Annotated in this window: 19 protein-coding genes; 1 reads left to right on the plus strand and 18 read right to left on the minus strand. The window is 59.3% G+C overall.

Annotation, left to right across the window (positions count from 1 at the left end; all coding sequences use genetic code 11):
- Positions 1-4: 4 nt before the first annotated feature.
- The 15 genes from ATY79_RS14485 to pcsA all read right to left on the minus strand — a co-directional run bounded on the left by ATY79_RS14485 (position 5) and on the right by pcsA (position 16,734).
- On the minus strand, positions 5-490 hold the full coding sequence (locus ATY79_RS14485; RefSeq protein ID WP_088692749.1) for a GNAT family N-acetyltransferase: 486 nt from the start codon (positions 488-490) through the stop codon (positions 5-7).
- Positions 491-576: 86 nt separating this feature from the next.
- Positions 577-1,281 carry a DUF502 domain-containing protein gene (locus ATY79_RS14490; protein WP_088692750.1) on the minus strand — a complete coding sequence of 235 codons (705 nt, stop codon included), beginning with the start codon at positions 1,279-1,281 and terminating at the stop codon, positions 577-579.
- Between the two features lie 120 nt (positions 1,282-1,401).
- Positions 1,402-3,228 (minus strand): glutamine--fructose-6-phosphate transaminase (isomerizing), encoded by a 1,827-nt coding sequence (glmS, locus tag ATY79_RS14495; RefSeq protein WP_088692751.1) that lies wholly within the window; start codon positions 3,226-3,228, stop codon positions 1,402-1,404.
- A 105-nt stretch (positions 3,229-3,333) separates the two neighbouring features.
- Entirely contained in the window at positions 3,334-4,695 is a 1,362-nt protein-coding gene (glmU, locus tag ATY79_RS14500; RefSeq protein ID WP_088692752.1) for a bifunctional UDP-N-acetylglucosamine diphosphorylase/glucosamine-1-phosphate N-acetyltransferase GlmU, read from the minus strand.
- An 82-nt stretch (positions 4,696-4,777) separates the two neighbouring features.
- Positions 4,778-5,530 (minus strand): FadR/GntR family transcriptional regulator, encoded by a 753-nt coding sequence (locus ATY79_RS14505; RefSeq protein WP_088692753.1) that lies wholly within the window; start codon positions 5,528-5,530, stop codon positions 4,778-4,780.
- 15 nt (positions 5,531-5,545) lie between these two features.
- Positions 5,546-6,514, minus strand: coding sequence for a galactofuranose ABC transporter, permease protein YjfF (gene yjfF, locus ATY79_RS14510; protein ID WP_088692754.1), 969 nt, complete (start codon positions 6,512-6,514; stop codon positions 5,546-5,548).
- Entirely contained in the window at positions 6,511-7,530 is a 1,020-nt protein-coding gene (locus ATY79_RS14515) for an ABC transporter permease (RefSeq protein WP_088692755.1), read from the minus strand. Before ATY79_RS14515 ends, yjfF begins: the two co-directional genes overlap by 4 nt.
- Positions 7,527-9,050, minus strand: a complete 1,524-nt coding sequence (gene ytfR, locus ATY79_RS14520; RefSeq protein ID WP_088692756.1) for a galactofuranose ABC transporter, ATP-binding protein YtfR — start codon at positions 9,048-9,050, stop codon at positions 7,527-7,529. The genes ATY79_RS14515 and ytfR overlap by 4 nt, the downstream gene beginning before the upstream one ends.
- Before the next feature lie 122 nt (positions 9,051-9,172).
- Complete coding sequence (gene ytfQ / locus ATY79_RS14525) at positions 9,173-10,135, minus strand: galactofuranose ABC transporter, galactofuranose-binding protein YtfQ (protein WP_088692757.1); 963 nt, start codon at positions 10,133-10,135, stop codon at positions 9,173-9,175.
- A 146-nt stretch (positions 10,136-10,281) separates the two neighbouring features.
- Positions 10,282-11,355, minus strand: coding sequence for a BMP family ABC transporter substrate-binding protein (locus ATY79_RS14530; RefSeq protein ID WP_088692758.1), 1,074 nt, complete (start codon positions 11,353-11,355; stop codon positions 10,282-10,284).
- A gap of 50 nt (positions 11,356-11,405) precedes the next feature.
- Complete coding sequence (locus ATY79_RS14535) at positions 11,406-12,326, minus strand: ABC transporter permease (protein ID WP_088704210.1); 921 nt, start codon at positions 12,324-12,326, stop codon at positions 11,406-11,408.
- Entirely contained in the window at positions 12,323-13,408 is a 1,086-nt protein-coding gene (locus ATY79_RS14540; RefSeq protein ID WP_088704211.1) for an ABC transporter permease, read from the minus strand. Before ATY79_RS14540 ends, ATY79_RS14535 begins: the two co-directional genes overlap by 4 nt.
- Positions 13,398-14,972 (minus strand): ABC transporter ATP-binding protein, encoded by a 1,575-nt coding sequence (locus ATY79_RS14545; RefSeq protein WP_088704212.1) that lies wholly within the window; start codon positions 14,970-14,972, stop codon positions 13,398-13,400. The genes ATY79_RS14540 and ATY79_RS14545 overlap by 11 nt, the downstream gene beginning before the upstream one ends.
- Before the next feature lie 42 nt (positions 14,973-15,014).
- Entirely contained in the window at positions 15,015-15,995 is a 981-nt protein-coding gene (locus ATY79_RS14550) for a quinone oxidoreductase (protein ID WP_088704213.1), read from the minus strand.
- Between the two features lie 10 nt (positions 15,996-16,005).
- On the minus strand, positions 16,006-16,734 hold the full coding sequence (gene pcsA / locus ATY79_RS14555; protein WP_088692763.1) for a phosphatidylcholine synthase: 729 nt from the start codon (positions 16,732-16,734) through the stop codon (positions 16,006-16,008).
- A gap of 246 nt (positions 16,735-16,980) precedes the next feature.
- Here pcsA and ATY79_RS14560 point away from each other — a divergent pair, with 246 nt between their 5' ends.
- On the plus strand, positions 16,981-17,793 hold the full coding sequence (locus tag ATY79_RS14560) for a ferredoxin--NADP reductase (protein ID WP_088692764.1): 813 nt from the start codon (positions 16,981-16,983) through the stop codon (positions 17,791-17,793).
- A gap of 45 nt (positions 17,794-17,838) precedes the next feature.
- Here ATY79_RS14560 and ATY79_RS14565 read toward each other — a convergent pair whose 3' ends face one another.
- The 3 genes from ATY79_RS14565 to ATY79_RS14575 all read right to left on the minus strand — a co-directional run bounded on the left by ATY79_RS14565 (position 17,839) and on the right by ATY79_RS14575 (position 20,640).
- On the minus strand, positions 17,839-18,456 hold the full coding sequence (locus ATY79_RS14565; RefSeq protein ID WP_088692765.1) for a GntR family transcriptional regulator: 618 nt from the start codon (positions 18,454-18,456) through the stop codon (positions 17,839-17,841).
- 269 nt (positions 18,457-18,725) lie between these two features.
- Positions 18,726-19,934 (minus strand): ABC transporter permease, encoded by a 1,209-nt coding sequence (locus ATY79_RS14570; protein WP_088704214.1) that lies wholly within the window; start codon positions 19,932-19,934, stop codon positions 18,726-18,728.
- Entirely contained in the window at positions 19,924-20,640 is a 717-nt protein-coding gene (locus tag ATY79_RS14575) for an ABC transporter ATP-binding protein (RefSeq protein WP_088692767.1), read from the minus strand. Before ATY79_RS14575 ends, ATY79_RS14570 begins: the two co-directional genes overlap by 11 nt.
- Positions 20,641-20,643: the final 3 nt, after the last annotated feature.

Raw genomic sequence — 20,643 nt, forward strand, 5'->3', positions numbered from 1 at the left:
GGCCTCACAGCGTCCGGAACATTACGAAAGCGTCAACGTAGCCTTTTGTCGGGTGCTCGAAGGCGCCGGGCAAGCGCCCGACCGTCTCAAAGCCCAACGATTGCCAGAGGCGAACTGCGCGTTCGTTGGCGCTGACAACGAAATTGAACTGCATCGCCCGGAAACCACGCTCGCGGGCTCGGACGAGCGAGTGCTCGTGCATCTGTCGCGCCACGCCCGTGCCGGTCGCCGCCGCCGCGGTCATGTAGCCGCAATTGCAAACATGCGCACCACCACCCGCCTGGTTGGCGCGGAGATAATAGGTGCCGAGAATCTCGCCACTCTCGTCTTCGGCGACGAAGGTCTCTTTGTCCGGCCCCAGCCAGTAAGCGAGGGCATCGGTCTCGCTCATGTCGCGATCGAGCGTATAGGTCTCCCCGGCTCGGATCGTCGGCTCGATCATGGTCCAGATAGAGGAACGGTCTTCGGCGGTGGCGGGTCTGATCAGCATTGCGTATGTCATCCTTCAACCCATCGCACGGCAACACGGCGGAACAAACAGACCTAATGCCGCTGCGGGGCGAGCCGGTATGGAAGTTACATCTCGATGGGCGCCGGCAGCGGCTTGCGTGTCCGCTCCTGTTTTGTCATCCGCCCGGCAAGCTCTTCTGGCGTGACCAGGCCGCCGGAGATCAGGAGCTTTGCAGCGTCCTCCGGTGACATATCGAGCGGAACGATCTTTTCGCGCGGCGTGAAGATCAAGAAACCTGCCGTCGGCACCGGTGTCGGCGGCAGGAATACGCAAACCATGTCCTCGCCCATCGCCTTGAACTTCGTTGCAATCTCGCCTTTTGCATCCGTCGAGATGAAGACGAGCGCCCAGAGGCCGGGGCTGGGATATTCGATGAGGCCGACCTTCTTGAAGGAGTTTGTCTTGTCCTTCAGCACCGTCTCGAAAATCTGCTTCACGCTCTGATAGATGCTGCGCACCAGCGGCACGCGCCGCACCAGCGATTCGCTGAACTGCACGATACTCTGGCCGATGAGGTTCTTACCGAGGAAGCCGATAAGGGTGATCGCGACAAGCGCGATCAACAGGCCCGAGCCTGGCACCGCAAAATTGAGGTAATTATCCGGGTCATAGCGAGCCGGGAGGTAGGGCTTGACCCAGCTATCCGCCCACCGCACGACCGACCATGTCAGCCACAGGGTAATAGCGACCGGCGCACAAATAATCAGCCCCGCCAGAAAGTCGTTCCTGAGACGAGTGGCTATCGGCAGTCGGGGCAGTTTTTCCTTCATCGCGTGCTGATAACTCCGTTGAGCAGGCCGGCTATCGGAAATCAGCTCCCCCATGCTTTCCTGGCTGAAAGCTGCCAGAAATTACCAAGGCGCACAAGTCTTCTGGGGGCGAACAAGCGGTCACTCCACCGTGACCGACTTGGCCAGATTGCGCGGCTGGTCGACGTCCGTGCCCATGAAAACGGCCGTGTGATAGGCTAGCAGTTGGATCGGCAGTGAGAAGACCATCGGCGCGATGATCTCGTTGACATCAGGCAGCACGATCGTCGCCATCGTCGGCAGCTTCGATGCAGCCGCACCCGCCTCGTCGGTAATGAAGATGATGCGCCCGCCACGCGCGGCAACTTCCTGCATGTTCGACACGGTCTTGTCGAAGAAGCGGTCAAACGGCGCGATCACGATAACAGGCATGTTTTCGTCGATGAGCGCAATCGGCCCATGCTTGAGTTCACCTGCGGCGTAACCCTCGGCATGGATATAGGAGATTTCCTTGAGCTTCAGCGCCCCTTCCATGGCAAGCGGGAAGCTCGTGCCACGGCCGAGATAGAGGACGTCGCGGCATTTCGAAAGCTCGCGCGACAAGCTCTCCATCTGCGGTTGGATGAGGTTCAGCACGCGGCTCATGATACGCGGCATTTCAGCGAGATGGCGGACCAGTTCCCTTTCTTGCTCCGCGCTGATGCTTCCCCTTGCCTTGCCGGCGCCGAGCGCCAGCGATGCCAGGACGGCCAACTGGCAGGTGAAGGCCTTGGTGGAGGCAACGCCGATTTCCGGACCTGCCATGATCGGGAAAACGGCATCCGACTCGCGGGCGATGGTCGATTCCTTCACGTTGACCACCGCACCGATCTTCAGCCCGTTCTCCTTGCAGTAACGGAGCGATGCCAGCGTGTCGGCCGTCTCGCCTGACTGCGAGATGAAGAGCGCGGCCTGCGAGGGCGACAGCGGCATCTCGCGATAACGAAATTCGGACGCGACGTCGATCTCGACCGGTAAACGCGCGTAGCGCTCGAACCAGTATTTGCCGACGAGACCTGCGAGATAGGCGGTTCCGCATGCCGAGATCGCCAGGCTGGTGGTGGCCTTGAAATCGATCGCCTTGATGCTGTCGCTTATCGTGTTGCTGGCGAAGTCGACGTACTGGCTGAGGGCATGCGAGATGACCTCAGGCTGCTCGTAGATTTCCTTCTCCATGAAGTGGCGGTGATTGCCCTTGTCGACCACATAGGCAGTCGTCTGTGATATCTGCCGCGGGCGCTTCACCTCGTTGCCGGAGAAGTCGAGGATTGTCGCGCCGTCTCGTGTAAGTACGGCCCAATCGCCATCGACCAAGTAGGTGACCTCATTGGTGAAGGGCGAAAGCGCGATCGCATCCGAGCCGAGGAACATTTCGCCCGAGCCGTAGCCCACGGCAAGCGGCGGGCCGGATCGTGCAGCCATGATCGTGCCGGGGTCGTTCTGGAGCATGATCGCAAGCGCATAGGCGCCGGTTACCCGATTCAGCATCTTGAGCATCGCCGCGCGAGGCTCAAGGCCGTCACGGAGATACTTCGCCATGAGGTGGGCGACGACTTCGGTGTCTGTCTGAGTCTCAAAGACGGCACCTTCGGCGGTCAACTCGTCACGCAACTCGGAGAAGTTCTCGATGATGCCGTTATGGACGACGGCCACGCCCTCGACGAAATGGGGGTGTGCGTTGATCTCGTTGGGAACGCCATGCGTAGCCCAGCGGGTGTGTGCGATACCGATCGTTCCCGGCAGTGGGTCGCTATCGAGGCGCTTTTCGAGATTGAAGAGCTTCCCCTCGGCACGACGACGCGCCATCTCGCCGTTATGTATGGTGGCAACACCAGCTGAGTCGTAGCCGCGGTACTCGAGCCGCTTCAGCGCATCAACGAGACGTCCCGCAACCGGGCTGCTTCCAACGATTCCAACAATACCGCACATAAAAGTCCCCAAAGCCTTCCATATTAGAGGCCACTCGTAACGATTCTGTCTGTTTTCTCAATGGCCTCGGCGGTCACTTTCGGTTTCCGCGCGTTACGCGGAAGCCTATGCATTGGCCTTCTTTGCAGCCTTGATCGCCAGCGCGCGCGCGCGAAGCACGGAGGCCCTACCCGGCTTCAGCTCTTGGCGCGCCCGGCCCAGGGCGAGCGCATCGGCGGGAACATCGGCGGTGATGACGCTACCGGCGGCCACGTAAGCGTTGTCGCCGATGCTGACCGGCGCCACGAGCGAGGAGCTTGATCCGATGAAGGTGTTCGCCCCAATCAGCGTTTCGTGCTTGTTGACGCCGTCGTAGTTGCAGGTGATCGTACCGGCACCGATATTCGCCCCGGCTCCGACCTTGGCGTCGCCTATATAGGTGAGATGATTGACCTTGGCGCCCTCGCCGATCGTCCCGTTCTTGACTTCGCAGAAGTTGCCGACCTTCGAGCCCTTGGCAAGATCGGCTCCCGGACGCAAGCGGGCGAATGGGCCAACGATTGCGCCGGCGCTGACATGTGCGCCTTCAATATGTGAGAAAGCATGAATAATCGCGCCGCTGTCGATCGTCGCACCCGGACCGAACACTACGTTCGGCTCGATCAGCGCGTCCTGCGCGATCGCAGTATCATAGGAAAGGAACACGGTCTCCGGTGCAATCATCGTCACGCCTGAAATCATCATCTCGTCGCGTCGGCGCTCCTGCCAGAGCCGCTCGATCATGGCGAGCTCCGCGCGATTGTTGCAGCCGGTCATTTCGATTTCAGGTGCGTCGACAGCCGTGACGCGGCCGCCGACGGAACGGGCAATTTCCACGAGGTCAGTCAGGTAGTATTCACCTTTGGCATTGGCATTGCCGATGCGGGATAGGAGATCGAGCGCCTTGCGGCCGTTGATCGCCATCAGGCCGCTGTTGCACCAGTTCACCGCACGCTCGGCATCCGTGGCCTCCCGTTCCTCGCGGATGGCGATTAGTTCGCCGTCCTTCACGAGCAAGCGGCCGTAACCCGTCGGCTTGTCGGTGTGGAAACCGATGACAACGACATCACTGCCGTCGGCAAGGCCCTGCCGTGCAGCCTTGAGTGGCCCTTCGGTCTGCAACGGAACATCGCCGTAGGTCACGATGATGTCGTCATATCCGCGGGCAATGGCGTCGCGTGCTGCCAGGACCGCGTGACCGGTGCCGAGTCGCTCCTTCTGCAGATAGGTTTCGATTTTGACGCTTCCGACTTGGGCGGCCTTCGCCACGTCGTCGGCATCGCGCCCAACGACGAGCGCTACAGATGAAGTATCGCTTTTTGCCACGGCATCCACGACATGAGCGATCATTGGGCGGTTCGCGACGGCGTGCAGCACTTTCGATTTCGACGACTTCATTCGCGTGCTGTCACCCGCAGCGAGAATGATAGCGAGACAAGTGCGTTCCATAATGCGCTCCGAGAATCCATTGTATGCAGCTTTCGCTGCCTCATAGCAGCAAGACAAGTGCGGAACAAAGATCAAAAATGGATCAGGCGGATGCCTTGGTCATCGCCGCATAGGCATCGCGGACGTGATCGCGGCCGTCGACGATCACGAGTTCCATGGCCTTACGGGCGCCATCGACATCGCCGGCGACGATCGCCTCGACAATGCGCATGTGGGTGTCCGCGATGCCCGAGAAACCGTTCTGCGAGGGGGGGGTACTGATACGGAACATGCCGACCAGCGCGGCTTCTATCAGGCTTCCCAGCGTTCGCATGAACGGGTTGTGAGAGGCGTCGGCAACGGCGAGGTGGAAATGGAGGTCGGCGAGAGCTAGGCTGTCGCTGGTGTGCCCCGGCGCGGCCATCTCCGTTGCAAGTTCACGCAGATGTTCAATGTCTTCCTTGCTCGCCCGCTCTGCGACGAGGCCAGCAGCAAACGGCTCGAAAGCTAGCCGGATGTCGTAAAGTTGCAGCAGGAATTCTTCCGTCACGCCACTATCGAAATGCCAGGCTATAATCTCGCTATCGAACATGTTCCAGAGGTTTTTCTCTGTGACGCGCGTCCCGACACGGGCCTTGGCGACGATCATGCCTTTTGCAGCGAGCGTCTTCATCGTTTCCCGAAGGACGGTGCGTGAGACCTTGAAGCGCTGCGCAAGTTCGGCGTCTCCCGGCAGAATGCTTCCCACAGGATAGGTTCCGGCAACAATTGCCCTGCCGAGCTCATCCACGACCTGTGCGTGGCTCGTTCGCGATTTGCGCGCTGTCTTTCCGGTCTCAAGCAATCTGTTACGCAACGAATACCTCCCCGTTCAGGCATACCTCTTATTCATACTGGAAAGGAAGAGAATAACCTTCTGCATTAGAATGAATGCAAAAAGCAAAAGGCCAATCAAGATCTTCGTCCACCAGCTCGACAGCGTCCCGTCGAAGGTGATGTAGGTCTGAATGAGGCCCTGTATCAGGATACCGATGAAGGTACCTGCCACGAATCCCGCCCCGCCGGTCAACAGCGTCCCCCCGATGACGACTGCCGCGATCGCATCCAGTTCGACGCCGACTGCTGCCAGAGAATAACCGGCCGACGTATAGAGCGAAAAAACGATTCCGGATAGGCCGGCGAGAAAGCCGGATAATGCATAGATCTGGATCGTGGTACGGCCCACCGGAACGCCCATGAGTTGCGCCGTTTGCGACCCGCCGCCGAGCGCGTAGACATTCGTGCCGAAGCGCGTGCGATGCGCCAGGAATATCCCCACCGCAAAGACGACAAGCATGATGCCGCCGATCAGCGTCAGCCGCCCGCCACCCGGCATCTTGTAATAGAGGCCTGTCAGCGTGGTGTAGTAGTCATGATTGATAGGGATGCTGTCGATCGACAACACGAACGCCATACCGCGTGCCAGGAACATGCCCGCAAGCGTCACGATGAAAGCCGGCATTTCGAGATAGTGAATGATCGCGCCCATTGCTGCGCCGAAGGCGGTCGTGATGATCAGCACTAGCACAAACGCAACGAGCGGGTGGATTGTAGTGTTCTGCAGGATGACCGCGAGGAAGACGCCGGTGAACGCGATGATCGAGCCGATCGATAGATCAATCCCGCCCGAAATGATCACAAACGTCATGCCGACCGCGGCGATGCCGAGAAAGGCATTGTCGGTCAATAGGTTGCCAATCACGCGGGTGGACAGGATGTTCGGATACTGCAGGGTGCAGATCGCGTAGGAGAGAACGAAGATGACGACCGTTGCCAGCAGCGGCAGATATTTCGAGTTCATTGAATCTGCCCTTCCCTGACGCTGCTCGATCGCCGGCTGAGAATTACCGCCGCCGATTGAACCGCCGGCGACTGAATGACAAGGATCACGATGACAATCACCGCCTTGATGATAAGGTTGAATTCCGGCGGAAATCCTGAGAGCAGAATGCCGGTGTTCACAGCCTGAATAATCATAGCTCCGATCAACGATCCCAGGATGCTGAAGCGTCCGCCCAGCAGCGAGTTGCCACCGACGACGACCGCCAAGATCGCATCGAGCTCCAGCCAGAGACCGGCATTGTTCGCATCCGCGCCCTTGATATCGGCCGCGACGATGATCCCGGCAATGGAAGCGCAAAGGCTGCTCAACATATAAACGGCCATCAGCAGTACCGGCGTCCGTACGCCAGAAAGCATGCTGGCACGTCGATTGATGCCGGTCGCTTCGATCAGCATGCCAAGCGCCGTGCGCCTCACAAGCAGGATCACCAGCGCGGCCATGACCAGCCATATGATCACTGGCATGGGCAGGAATGCGAAGGAGCCGCTGCCGAGCGCGATCAACCCTTCATCATTGAACGTCATGATGACCCCCTCCGTGATGAGCTGCGCGATCCCGCGTCCGGCCACCATCAGCACGAGCGTCGCGATGATCGGCTGGATATTCAGCACGGCCACCAGCAGTCCGTTCCATACGCCGCAAAGGAGCCCGACCCCGACCGTTACCAACAGCGTCATCGCAAGCGAATGACCGGACACGATGGATGAGGCTGCAACCGCCCCGCAGATCGCGATCACAGCGCCGACCGACAGGTCGATCCCTTTGGTCGCAATTACCAGCGTCATGCCGATTGCCAGCAAGGCGACTGGCGCACCGCGGTTCAGCACATCTATCAAGCTGCCGTAAAACCGACCATTCTGAACAACAACATTAAAAAACTGCGGAAACATCATGAAATTCAATAGGAGAATGACTGCCAGAGCGATGAGTTGTGGCGCTAGGCGGATCAGCAGTGCATTGAGCGACGACTTCATGCGTCCTCCGTCTTCTTCTGGGCGGCGGCGATGGCATCGACGATGCTAGCGGTGCTGAGATTGTCACCCGTCAGTTCCGCGACGTGCTCGCGATCGCGAAGGACCAAAATACGTGAGCTATAGGCGATAAGCTCTTCTAATTCCGAAGAAATAACGATCAGCGACATACCCTTCGCGCAGAGATCTTCGATCAGGCGAATGATCTCGGCATGGGCACCGACGTCGATGCCGCGGGTTGGCTCATCCAGGATCAGGAAGTCCGGATTCGTAGCAAGCCAGCGCGCCAGGATTGCTTTCTGCTGATTGCCGCCGGACAGCAGACGGATCGGCTTCTCCCTGTCCGTCGTGCGGATGTCGAGAGCACTGATGTAGCGGTCGGCCAGAGCGTTTTGATCGGCACGAGAGATCGGGCGGGCCCAGCCCCTGCGTGCCTGCAGCGCCAGCGCAATGTTCTCGCGAATCGAGAGGTCGCCGATAATCCCGTCAGTCTTGCGATCTTCCGGACAGAAGCCGAAGCCATTGCGGATCGCGGCGCGCGGGTTCGACAGCGTCACCTTCTTGTCATCGACTTTTACCGTTCCGCTGTCAGCCTGCTCGATTCCAAAAAGCAACTCGGCAGTCTCCGTGCGGCCTGACCCGAGCAACCCCGCGACGCCCACCACTTCGCCGACACGGACGTCGAGATCGAACGGCTTCACCTTGCCGCGCTTGCCGTAGCCTTCAAACCTGTATCTGACCGGGCCAGCGTTAACAGTGTGTGCCCGCGCCGTGGCCTCGGCATTCGCTAATTCGTGCCCGAGCATCATGGAGATGAGGTTCTGGCGAGACAGCTCCGACGTTTCGCGGGTGCCGACCAGCCTGCCATTTCGGAGCACCGTGATGCGATCACTGACTTCGTATACCTGTTCCAGAAAATGAGTAATAAAGACAATGCCAAGGCCGCGTTCTTTCAAGTTACGCATGATGCGAAAGAGCATCGCGACTTCCTGGGTATCAAGACTTGCAGTCGGCTCGTCGAGGATAAGAACTTTGCCGGACAAATCCACGGCTCGCGCGATTGCTACCACCTGCTGCACGGCGACCGAAAACCGATCGAGTTGCGCGGTGACGTCAACGTCTATGCCGTACTGATCGAGCAGTGCCCGCGCCTGCCGGTTCATCGCACGTACATCGATCATGCCGAGCCGTTTCGGCTGGCGACCGAGATATAGGTTTTCGGCGACGCTGAGATTGGGCAGGAGATTGACCTCCTGGTACACAGTGCCGATGCCGAGCTTCTGGGCAGCAAGTGTATCGGACGGATTGATCTCAGTGCCGTCAAGCGCGAGCCGACCCTGGTCGCGGTGATAGGCGCCCGTGATGCATTTGATAAGCGTGGATTTTCCCGCGCCGTTTTCGCCCAGAAGCGCATGCACCTCGCCCTTGCGCAGCGCGAAATCGACCTTGTCGAGCGCAATGGCGCCCGGGAAGAATTTCGATATCCCGGAAGCGGTTAGAACAGTCTCGTAATCTTGAAACATGAAGGCGGCTTTTCCTGATATGAACCGACACTGCCGCGCTGTGGACGGATATGAAGTCCCAACTGGCATTCGGTAGGTCCGCACCGGCCCAAGATGGGCCGGTGCGGTTCTAGCCTCAAAAATCAGTAGCCGAGGTTCTTCTTCGACTCGTAGACCTTCATCGGATCGTCAGCGGGCGTGTAGAGCTTCGATTCCGTCTGGATCCACTTCGCCGGAGCCTTCTTGTCCTTCAGGTATGCGTCGAGCACGTCGAACGCGGGACCTGCCATGTTCGGCGTCAGTTCCACGGTCGCGTTCGCCTCGCCGGCGGCCATGGCCTTGAAGATATCGGGCACGGCATCGATCGAGACAACCAGGATATCCTTGCCCGGCTTCAGACCGGCTTCCTTGATCGCCTGGATGCCGCCCACGGCCATGTCGTCGTTGTGAGCATAAAGCGCACAGATATCCTTGCCACCGTTTTCTGCCTTCAGGAAGCTTTCCATGACTTCCTTGCCCTTGGTGCGGGTGAAGTCACCGGTTTGGCTGCGAACGATCTTGAAGTTTGCCTTGCCTGCAATGGCTTCCTCGAAGCCCTTCTTGCGGGCGATAGCCGGCGAAGAACCGGTCGTACCCTGAAGCTCGACAATGTTGCAAGGCTTGTCGCCGACAGTCTTTACCAGCCAGTCGCCAGCAACCTTGCCTTCGTGAACCTGATCCGAGGTAACGGCGGTCAGGTAGAGGTCTTCAGGCGCCTTGATCGTCCGGTCAAGCAGGATAACCGGGATCTCGGCTTCCTTCGCTTCCTTCAGAACCGCGTCCCAGCCGGTCTCCACGACCGGAGCCAGGAAGATGGCGTTGACGCCCTGGGCGATGAAGGAGCGGATCGCCTTGATCTGGTTTTCCTGCTTCTGCTGCGCGTCAGCAAACTTCAGGTCCACGCCCCGCTTCTTGGCCTGTTCCTTCGTGACGGTGGTTTCGGCAGCACGCCAGCCGGATTCCGAGCCGATTTGCGAAAAGCCGACAACAAGTTCAGCAGCCGATGCAGAGCCGAACATGCAGGCAGCCAAGATCGTGGCACCCAAGAGTGCAGTCTTCAATTTCATAATTTCCTCCCAAAGCCGCCTCCACGCGGCACAGGAGGAAAAAATCATATAGTATTACTTTTGTAAATGCACTTTCTGGTATGCAGCGCAACAAAAAAGGCGCTCGAAACGAGCGCCTTTTCGCATGTGCTAACAATTTGCCGAAATCACTTCGGCAACTTGTCGTCGACGCCCTCGACGTAGAAGTTCATGCCGAGCAGCGTGGCGTCGTCAGCCTTCTCGCCAGCCTTCAGCCAAGGCGTGCCATCCTGCTTGTTGATCGGGCCGGTGAAGGGATGCAATTCGCCGGACTTGATCTTGGCTTCGGTTTCCTGGGCCATCTTTTTCACGTCATCAGGCATGTTGGTGTAGTCGGCCATCTTGAGGATACCATCCTTCAAGCCGTCCCAGCTCTGCTCGGACTTCCAGGTGCCATCGAGGAGAGCGTGAACGCGCTTGGAGTAGTAGTTGCCCCAGGTGTCGACGATTGCCGTCAGCTGAGCCTTCGGGCCGGCCGCGATCATATCCGAGGCCTGGCCAAATGCATGAATGCCGCGTTCCTCGGCGACCTGCATCGGAGCAGTCGTATCCGTGTGCTGCGTCAGCACATCGACGCCCTGGTCGACCATGGCCTTCGCGGCATCGGCTTCCTTGCCCGGGTCGAACCAGGTGTTCACCCAGATCACCTTCAGCTTGAAGTCGGGATCGATGGAGCGAGCGCCCTGCTCGAAGGCGTTGATGCCCATCACGACTTCCGGGATCGGGAAGGATGCGATGTAGGCGGCGCCATGGTTCTTCGAGGTCTTTGCTGCGATCTGGCCGAGGATGTAGCGGCCTTCGTAGAAGCGCGAGTTGTAGGTGGCAAGGTTCGGGCCTGACTTATAGCCGGTGCCGTGTTCGAACTTCACGTTCGGGAACTTGGCGGCGACCTTCACGGTGGCGTCCATGAAGCCGAAGGAGGTCGTAAAGATCAGCTTGCAGCCCGAACGCGCCAGACGCTCGATCGCACGTTCGGCGTCGGGGCCTTCCGGCACGTTTTCGAGGTAAGGCGTATCGATCTTGTCGCCGAATTCCTTCTGGATCTGCTGGCGGCCAAGATCGTGAGCCTGCGAATAGCCGCCGTCCGTGTGCGATCCGACGTAGACGAAGCAGACCTTGGTCTTGTCTGCAGCCTGCGCGGCGGAACCGACGCTCAGGACCGCAGCAGCCGATGCGGCAAATGCGAGTGCGAGTTTTTTCATGATAACCCCTGTTGGTTTGGAATTTCCGGAAGCGCGTTTCATTCTTCTGTTTAGCGCTCCGGCACGAATGCTTTTCCCAGCGACGCGGGCGTGTTGATCAACGTCGTGCGTCGATTATGAGAAATGATGACAAGAACCACAATAGTGGCAGCATAGGGGAGCATCGACAGAAACTGGGCTGGAATTCCAACCCCGAAAGCCTGTGCGTGAAGCTGCAGGATTGTGACTGCGCCGAACAGATAGCCACCCGCAAAAACCCTCCATGGACGCCAGGATGCGAAGACGACGAGGGCGAGCGTGATCCAGCCGCGGCCGGAAGACATGTTCTCCACCCATTGCGGCGTATAGACGAGGGAAAGTTGTGCGCCCGCCAAACCGGCACAGGCGCCACCGAACATAACGGCGAGGTAGCGCGTGCGGATGACGCTGATGCCAAGGGCATGGGCCGAGCTGTGACTGTCGCCGATGGCGCGCAGCTTCAGGCCGGTGCGGCTGCGGAACAGGAACCAACTGACGCCGAACAGCAGTGCAAGCGACAGATAGAAGGTCAGGTCCTGATGGAACAGCACAGAACCGACGAGCGGAATGTCGGAAAGGTACGGAATGACGATCGGCGCGAGGCGGACGCCGGGCACACCCACATAGCCCTCACCCAACATTCCTGAAACGCCAAGTCCGAGGATGGTCAGTGCCAAACCCGTCGCCACCTGATTGGCAACCAGCGTCAGAGTCAGAAAGCCGAACAGCAGCGAAAACAATGCGCCGGCGACAATTCCGCCAAGCAGCCCGATATAAGGAGAGCCCGAAATCTGCGCGCTCGCGAAGGCCGCGACGGCCCCCATGATCATCATGCCTTCGACGCCGAGGTTGAGAACACCCGAGCGCTCGGCGACGAGCTCGCCCAGCGCGGCAATGACTAGAGGCGTGGAGGCTGTAATGACCGTCAGTAGAATGGCTTCGAAGATGCTCACACGACACCTCCCCTTACCCGCGACCAGACGACGCGGATCTTGTAATAAATGAGGGTGTCACAGGAGAGCACGAAAAAGAGCAGCAGGCCCTGGAAGACGCGCGTCACCTTGTCGGATACGCCAAGCGATAGCTGCGCAGCCTCGCCGCCGAGATAGGTCAAAGCCAGCACGAGACCGGACGCAATGATGCCGAGCGGGTTGAGACGTCCGAGAAACGCGACGATGATCGCCGTGAAGCCATAGCCGGGGGAAATCGCGGGCTGCAAATGTCCGATCGATCCAGATACTTCGGAGATACCGGCAAGTCCGGCAAGCCCCCCCGAAAACAGGAAGCTGAACCAGATCATTTTCTTCGACGAAAAGCCGGCGAACCGCCCTGCCCGCTCGGACTGGCCGAGCACGACGATCTCAAAGCCCCTCAGCGTGTATTTCAGCATGAACCAGACGAGCAACGCAGCGACGATCGCAAAGACGAAGGCCCAGTGCGCCCGGCCAGATTCTTCCCAGATCGCCGGCAGCGTGGCTTCCGGTGGAAATGGCACGCTTTCGGGAAAGTTGAAGCCCTGCGGATTACGCCAGGCGCCTCGGATCAGCCAATCGAGGAAAAGCTGTGCGATGTAGACTAGCATCAGGCTCGTCAGGATTTCGTTGGTATTGAAATGCGCCTTCAGCAGCGCCGGAATTGCCGCAAACAGAGCGCCGCCGATGGCGCCCATGATAAGCATTAGGGGCAGCACGGCAGGTGAATGCCACTCCGTGAATACGATTGGCAGAATAGAGCCGGTGATCGCGCCGATCGTAAACTGTCCTTCGGCGCCGATATTCCAATTGTTGGAGCGGTAACAGACCGCCAGCCCGACGCCGATCATGATCAGTGGTGCCGCCTTGACGGCAAGTTCGTGCAGCGACCACACTTCAAGCAAGGGTTCGAGGAAAAAGGCGTCGAGGGCTTCGACCGGGTTTTTGCCAAGAATGGCAAACATGATCGCGCCGGCAATCAGCGTCAGCAGCAATGCCAACAGCGGCGATACGAAGCCGTAGAGTTTGGATGACTGCCGCCGCTTTTCGAGTTCAATGCGCATTGGCCGCCTCCGAGGTGGTCTTGCTCTCGTGCAGGCCGCCCATCAAGAGGCCAATCTTTTCCCGAGACAGTTCTCCTGCCGGGAAGGGTGGCGAAAGCCGCCCCTCAGAAATCACGGCAATCTCCGTGGCGACTTCGAATATTTCATCAAGGTCCTGGCTGATAACGACGACCGCCGAGCCGTTCCGCGCCAGATCCACAAGCGCCTGGCGAATGCGGCTGGCCGCTCCTGCATCGACGCCCCAGGTTGGTTGATTGACGACGAGAACCGCCGGCTGGCGGTCGAGTTCGCGGCCAACGATGAACTTCTGTAGGTTTCCGCCGGAAAGCGAGCCTGCCGCCGGATCCTCGCCGCTCTTGCGCACGTCCATCGCATCGGCGATCCGCTTCGTTGCGGTCTTGACGGCGCCACGGCGAATGACGTTGAGAAAACCGCCGGCGAGGAAGGCCCTGCGGTCGGATTGGCTGCGCGCCAGGACGAGATTGTCCGAGAGCTTCATCGTCGAGACGGCGGCGTGGCCATGACGCTCTTCTGGCACGAAACCGGCGCCAAGCAGACGCCGCGCCGTGATGCCTTGGGTGCCCACGGCCTTCTTGCGGATCGTGATCGCATCCGGTGAACTCACAGGATACTCTCCTGAGAGCGCATCGAAGAGTTCGCCCTGGCCGTTGCCGGCAACGCCCGCGATCGCCAGAATCTCGCCGGAACGAACGGTCACGGACACGTCCTTCAAGGGCATGGCGAAGGGCGTGCGTGCGGCGACGGAAAGATTGGCGACGGAAAGTTGCACCTCGCCCTTGTTGCCGCGATCGGGATGCGTAACGGTCGCAACGTCGCTTCCGACCATCATCCGGGCGAGAGAAGCCGGCGTCTCCTGACGTGGATCGCAGGCGCCTGTGACCCTGCCATTGCGCAACACGGTCGCGCGATCGCAGATGCGCTGAACTTCCTCGAGCCGATGGCTGATGTAGAGGACCGATTTGCCCTCCGCCTTCAATTTGAAGAGCGTTTCGAAAAGCTTGTCTGCCTCCTGCGGTGTCAGCACCGAAGTTGGCTCGTCAAGAATGATGAGCTTGGGGTTTTGCAGCAGTGCGCGCACGATCTCGATACGCTGGCGTTCGCCGACGGAAAGATCGGCAACGTGGGCATGCGGGTCGAGCGGCAGGCCATAAGCGCGTGAGAGCGCCCTTGCTTCTTCCGCAATTCTGCCGATCGGGATGCTGTCATCAAGCGAAAGCGCGATGTTTTCAGCGACGGTCAGCGCCTCGAAGAGCGAGAAATGCTGGAAGACCATGCCGATGCCGAGCTTGCGGGCGTCGCCTGGCGAGCCGATTGCGACCGGCCGGCCTTCCCATAGAATATTGCCCTCGGTCGGCTCAAGGACGCCGAACAGCATCTTGACGAGCGTCGATTTGCCAGCGCCGTTTTCACCAAGGAGGGCATGGATTTCGCCGGGGGCGATATCGAGATCGATATGGTTGCAGGCGGCAAAGCTGCCGAAGAGTTTCGTCAGTTGCTGGACCGACAACAACGCGCCGGGACCCGGCACATCAGATAACGACACGTTCCCCTCATTTCCCTCTGCCGACCCTGCCCATTCAGGTCATTATGGGATCAGCAGCGTAGTTCCGGTAGTTTTTCTGGACTCCAAATCCATGTGCGCCCGCCCGACCTCACGTAATGGATAGGTTTGGTTGATATTGATACGCACTTTATTGCTCAAAACAACATCAAATAACGCGTTTGCACAATTGGTTAGCTCTTCGCGTGTGGCGATGTAGGTGAAAAGTGTGGGCCGCGTTGCAAAGAGCGACCCCTTCTGCGCGAGCATGGCAAGTGTGAAGTTCTCGATCGGCCCTGAAGACTGGCCGAATGACACGAACATGCCGAGCCGTCTCAAGCAGTCGAGCGATTGTGGAAACGTGTCGCGGCCGATCGAGTCATAGACGACGTGAACGCCAGCGCCAGCGGTAATCTCGCGCACACGTTCTGCGAAATTCTCGGTATTGTAATTGATGACGTGGTCGTATCCGTGCCCGAGAGCTAGACGCACTTTGCTGTCCGAGCCCGCGGTGCCGATCACGGTTGCGCCGAGCGCCTTGGCCCATTGCCCGGCGATGAGACCGACGCCACCGGCTGCGGCATGAAACAGGATCGTGGTCCCGGGGTCGACCTTGTAGGTCCGGTTGAGAAGATACTCCGCGGTCATTCCCTTCAGCATCATCGAAGCGGCCGTCTCCAGGGGAATACCGTCCGGAACCTTCACGAGGTGCTTCGTTTCGATGTTTCGTTCGACGCTGTAGGCGCCATCCGAACCGGCATAGGCGACGCGATCGCCGACCTTAAACTCCTCCACGCCGGGGCCGACTACCGTAATCGTACCGGCCGCTTCCTTGCCAGTCACGAAAGGCAGATGCGGCGCTTTATAGAGACCGGTCCGGAAGTAGACATCAATGAAGTTCAGGCCGATGGCCGCGTGCTTGATCTGGACTTCTCCTGCGCCGGGAGGCGGCAGCTCGATATCGATGTATTCGAGAACTTCAGGTCCGCCAGTCTTGCTGAATGAAACCGCCTGCGTTCTTGCCATTGCCTTCTCCCTAATCGCGCCGTCCAAGCGCCGGGAAGAACTGCAGCACGGCGCCGATGCAGTAGAGGTAGATACCACTGAGGATAAAGAGGACAAGCGCCCATTGCGGGATCACGAAATGCATCAGCAATGCATACATTCCGAGCGCCGACCACAAGAAGAAGACGCCGAGATTGAGCGGCCGTAGGCGCTGTACGCGGACTGGATGCAGAAAATTGATTGGCAGGAAGGTAAGGATGACGGAGACGAGGACGACGGCGAGAGCCGCGATCGCGCTGGCATCGATGACGAACAAGGTGAAGACGATCATGTTCCAGACCACGGGAAAGCCCGAGAAGAAGTACTCCTCGGTCTTCATGCCCGTATCGGCATAGTAGATTGCGCTTGATACGACGATCATCCCTGCCGCCACGAAGGACCATGGCTCGCCGATCATGCCGCTCTGATAGAGCGCGAAAGCCGGCAGCAGGACATAGGTCACGTAATCGATGATATTGTCGAGCGTATCGCCCGACCAGTTTGGCAGCACTTCCTTGACGCTGACCTTGCGGGCAATCGGTCCATCGATGCCATCAACGAGAAGCGCGAGGCCGAGCCACCAGAACATATCGATGAACCTGTGCTCGGCTGCCGCGACGACGCCGAGAAACGCGAGAAAGGAGCCGGATGCCGTCAGAATATGGACGGAGAATGCGCGCATTTCCGCGTAAGGTACGCGCTTGTAATTGAAAATCTTCATGTTTCCCCGAGCAGCCTATGGCGTCCGCGCCCGGCAGACGCGGTTTTTGCCTAATATGCATCCTTTGCTTCGCTTCGCCAGCGCAAAAGCGAGGAAGCGCTGCAAGGCCACGGAATCCTGACCGCGACACGCATATTTCGTGCAAGTCGCCTGAGAAAGAATGGAATACCTTTAATCGCGACACTATTTGTAATATCTCGCTGGCATTGAAATCATCGTGCGACGAATACGGGATCCGATACCGAAATGAACGCCCCTGCAAAGACCGAAGACTTCGCCTCCCCGCTTCCGGCCGGAGTCTATGCCGAAACCGTGCTCAGCGTGACCCATTACACGGATCGGCTGTTTCGGTTTACGATGACGCGTCCGCAGGGCTTCCGTTTCCGGTCCGGCGAATTCGCTATGATCGGACTGATGGTCGAGGGCAAGCCGATCTTCCGTGCCTACTCGATCGCAAGCCCCGCCTGGGCAGAAGAGCTTGAGTTCTTCTCGATCAAGGTTCCGGACGGCCCGCTGACCTCGCATCTGCAGGCGATCAAACCAGGCGACCAGGTCCTGATGCGCAAGAAGCCAACGGGCACGCTGGTGCTTGACGCCCTCACGCCTGGCCGTCGTCTCTATATGTTTTCGACCGGCACCGGCATTGCGCCCTTCGCAAGCTTGATCCGTGATCCTGAAACCTATGAGAAGTACGAGGAAGTCATCCTCACCCACACAACCCGCGACGTAGCCGAACTGAAGTATGGCTTCGATCTGGTCGAAGAGATCAAGAACGACGAACTCCTGCAGGAAGTCGTTGGCAACAAGCTGCGCCACTACGCGACAGTCACTCGCGAGGACTTTGAGTACCGCGGCCGCATCACCGACCTGATTTCGTCCGGCAAGCTCTTTACCGACCTCGGCGTCCCGCCGCTCGATCCGGCAATCGATCGTGGCATGATCTGCGGTTCCTCCGCGATGCTGAAGGATACGAAGGATCTGCTGGAAAAGGCCGGCCTCAACGAGGGCGCAAACAGCAAGCCAGCAGAGTTCGTGATCGAACGAGCATTCGTTGGTTAAACTCATCAAGATAAACTGATCTGCGGCCCCAGAACGGGGCCGTTTTCAATTGTGGTTGCTGAGATAGTCGATCAGCGCGCTCATGGCTTGGCCGGCATCCTTGGATTTGCCTTGCTGGATGGCTCGCATGACTGTCACGTGTAACGAGATGGATTGATCCATACGGCCAGGGCTCGTGGACGCGGACCAGAGGCGACGCGAATGAGTCTGAACCGGTCCAAGGGCCGACGTAATAAAGGCGTTGGGGCAGGCTTCCTCCAGAATTTCGTCAAAGGCCTTGTCCGCGGCGAAGAATGCCGCCAAATCGCCGGTTGTGGCGCACACTTCCATCGCCTGTGCGCATTCGCCCAGCTCTCTTCGGTGCTCTACTGTCGCAAATTCGGCAGCCAATGCGGCGGCGATCGGCTCGAGTTCGCGGCGAACCTGCATCACATTGTTATGGTCTGTCGGCTTGATCTCCGCCACCTGTAGCCCGACACGCGGTTTCACCACGATCAGCCCTTGCCAAGCCAACTTCTGAATCGCCTCGCGCACCGGCGTACGCCCGTGGCCGGCAAGGTCGATCAGGTGCTTTTCAGTCACCAAGGCGCCCGGCTGCAACGTCAACGTCACGATCGCGTGCTCCAAGGTGAGATAGGCAAGGTGGCTGAGAGAGTTCTGCATTCGCGTATCCGTGGCTTCTGAAAATGTCTGCGGGTCGCGGAGGCGACTATAAAAGCTGATGATATATCAGTGCGCTTTCGAACGGCAAGCTGGCACCGAGAAAGCGTGACGTGAGAGCGACGTTCCTCCCCGTCAAGCGCTTCCGATCTGCTAACAAATGGCGTGGCGGCGCAGGGCGAACGGGGTAGCGCCCGTCCCTGCCCGATCGTGCTCGTGGCTAATGTCGGGAGCATTCACCGCGAAGGTCAAGAAGACGGCTACGCGACCGATTACTCGTGTCTCAGTGCCTCGATCGGATTGAGTTGTGCCGCGCGACGCGCCGGGAAGTACCCGAACACCATCCCGATCGCTGCAGAGAACGCGAACGCCACTGCAATCATCGTCGGGCTGACGACGAAAGGCACCTTGAGGACCGTCACCGCCCCATAGCCGAGGCCGACCCCAAGCAGGATCCCAGCGATGCCGCCGAATACCGAGAGTGCGACGGCCTCGACAAGGAACTGCAACAGCACCTGGTTTTCCAGCGCACCAATTGCCAGGCGTATGCCGATTTCGCGGGTGCGCTCGGTCACGGACACTAGCATGATGTTCATGATCCCGATACCGCCAACGAGCAGGCTGATCGCGGCGACGGCTCCGAGCAGGCTGGTCAGCAGCGTCGTCGTGCCGGTCATTGCATCCGCAATCTGCGTCATGTCATTGACGTTGAAGTCATCCTCGCGGCCGGGGATAATCTTGCGCCGTTCGCGAAGCAGGTTTTCGGTTTCGTCCTGGACCTTCGACGTCGATACTCCGTCGCGCGCCGAAATCACGATCATCTGGACATTGGCGTTCGCCTTGCCGCCGATCCGGCGTTGATAGACCTTGACGGGCATAACGACGACATCATCCTGGTCGTTGCCCATGCCGGACTGGCCACGCTTGGCAAGAACGCCAATGACGCTGCACGAAATCTTGCCGACGCGAATCTGTTGCCCCGTGGGATCGGCGGCGCCGAAGAGTTGCGAGCGGACCGTCTCGCCGAGGATGCAGCGCGGGCGTCCGCGTTCCTCTGCCGCATCGAAAGTGCGGCCGGTCGCCATGTCCCAATCCTGTGCGATGAAGTAGTCGTTGGTCGTCCCCATCACGGTCGTCGAGTGGCTCTGCCCGCCGTAAATGACCGTTGCGGTCGTCTGATTGAGCGGCGCAGTGGCACGGAGGCCGTTAACCTGATCGCGGATGGCATCGACGTCCTTGACAGTGAAGCGGCGGGCTTCCGAGCTCGCGCGACCCGGGCCGAATTGGCCCGGACGCGCAAACAGCATGTTGGTGCCGAGCCTCGAAAGCTCGGCCGAGACCTGGGCGGTCGTTCCGTTGCCAATCGTTACCAACGCGATGACCGCCGCCACGCCGATGACGACGCCGAGCACGGTGAGGAAGGAGCGGAGCATGTTCCGGCTGATCGCTCGTAGCGCAAGTTTCAGCGTCTCAAAGAACATGATCCGCCCTCCCGCGATGCTCGAGTTCCGTCTCCAGCTTGCCATCGATGAAGCGCAGCAGGCGCTGCGCATAGGCGGCAATGTCAGGCTCATGCGTCACCATGACGATCGTGATGCCCTGTTCACGATTCAGGCGCGTCATCAAATCCATGATCTCAACGCTGGTCTTGGTATCGAGATTGCCGGTCGGCTCGTCCGCCAGAAGCAGCGAGGGTTCGGTCACAATCGCGCGGGCAATGGCGACGCGTTGCTGCTGGCCACCGGAAAGTTCTTGTGTCTTGTGATGCTCGCGACCGGAAAGACCCACAAGCCCGAGCGCCTCCTTTGCCTTTCGGTGGCGCTCACTCGCATGCATGCCGCGATAGATCAGTGGCAGCTCCACATTTTCCAAAGCCGAGGTGCGCGGCAGCAAGTTGAACCCCTGGAACACGAAACCGAGCATATGACGGCGCAACAATGTCAGCTGGCTGCGGTCGAAGCCCTGTGTGGATACCCCCTGGAAGACGTAGTCGCCCGCGCTCGGCACATCGAGGCAGCCAAGAATGTTCATGGCGGTCGACTTGCCTGAGCCGGAGGGCCCCATGATGGCAACGAATTCGTGTTCACGGATCGACAGATCGACCCCATCTAGGGCGCGAATTGCCGCCTCTCCTTGGCCATAGATCTTGGAGACGTGCTTGAATTCGATGAGTGGCGGGCTCGTCATCGT

It is taken from the genome of Rhizobium sp. R693 (assembly GCF_002211315.1).
Classification (GTDB): Bacteria; Pseudomonadota; Alphaproteobacteria; order Rhizobiales; family Rhizobiaceae; genus Rhizobium.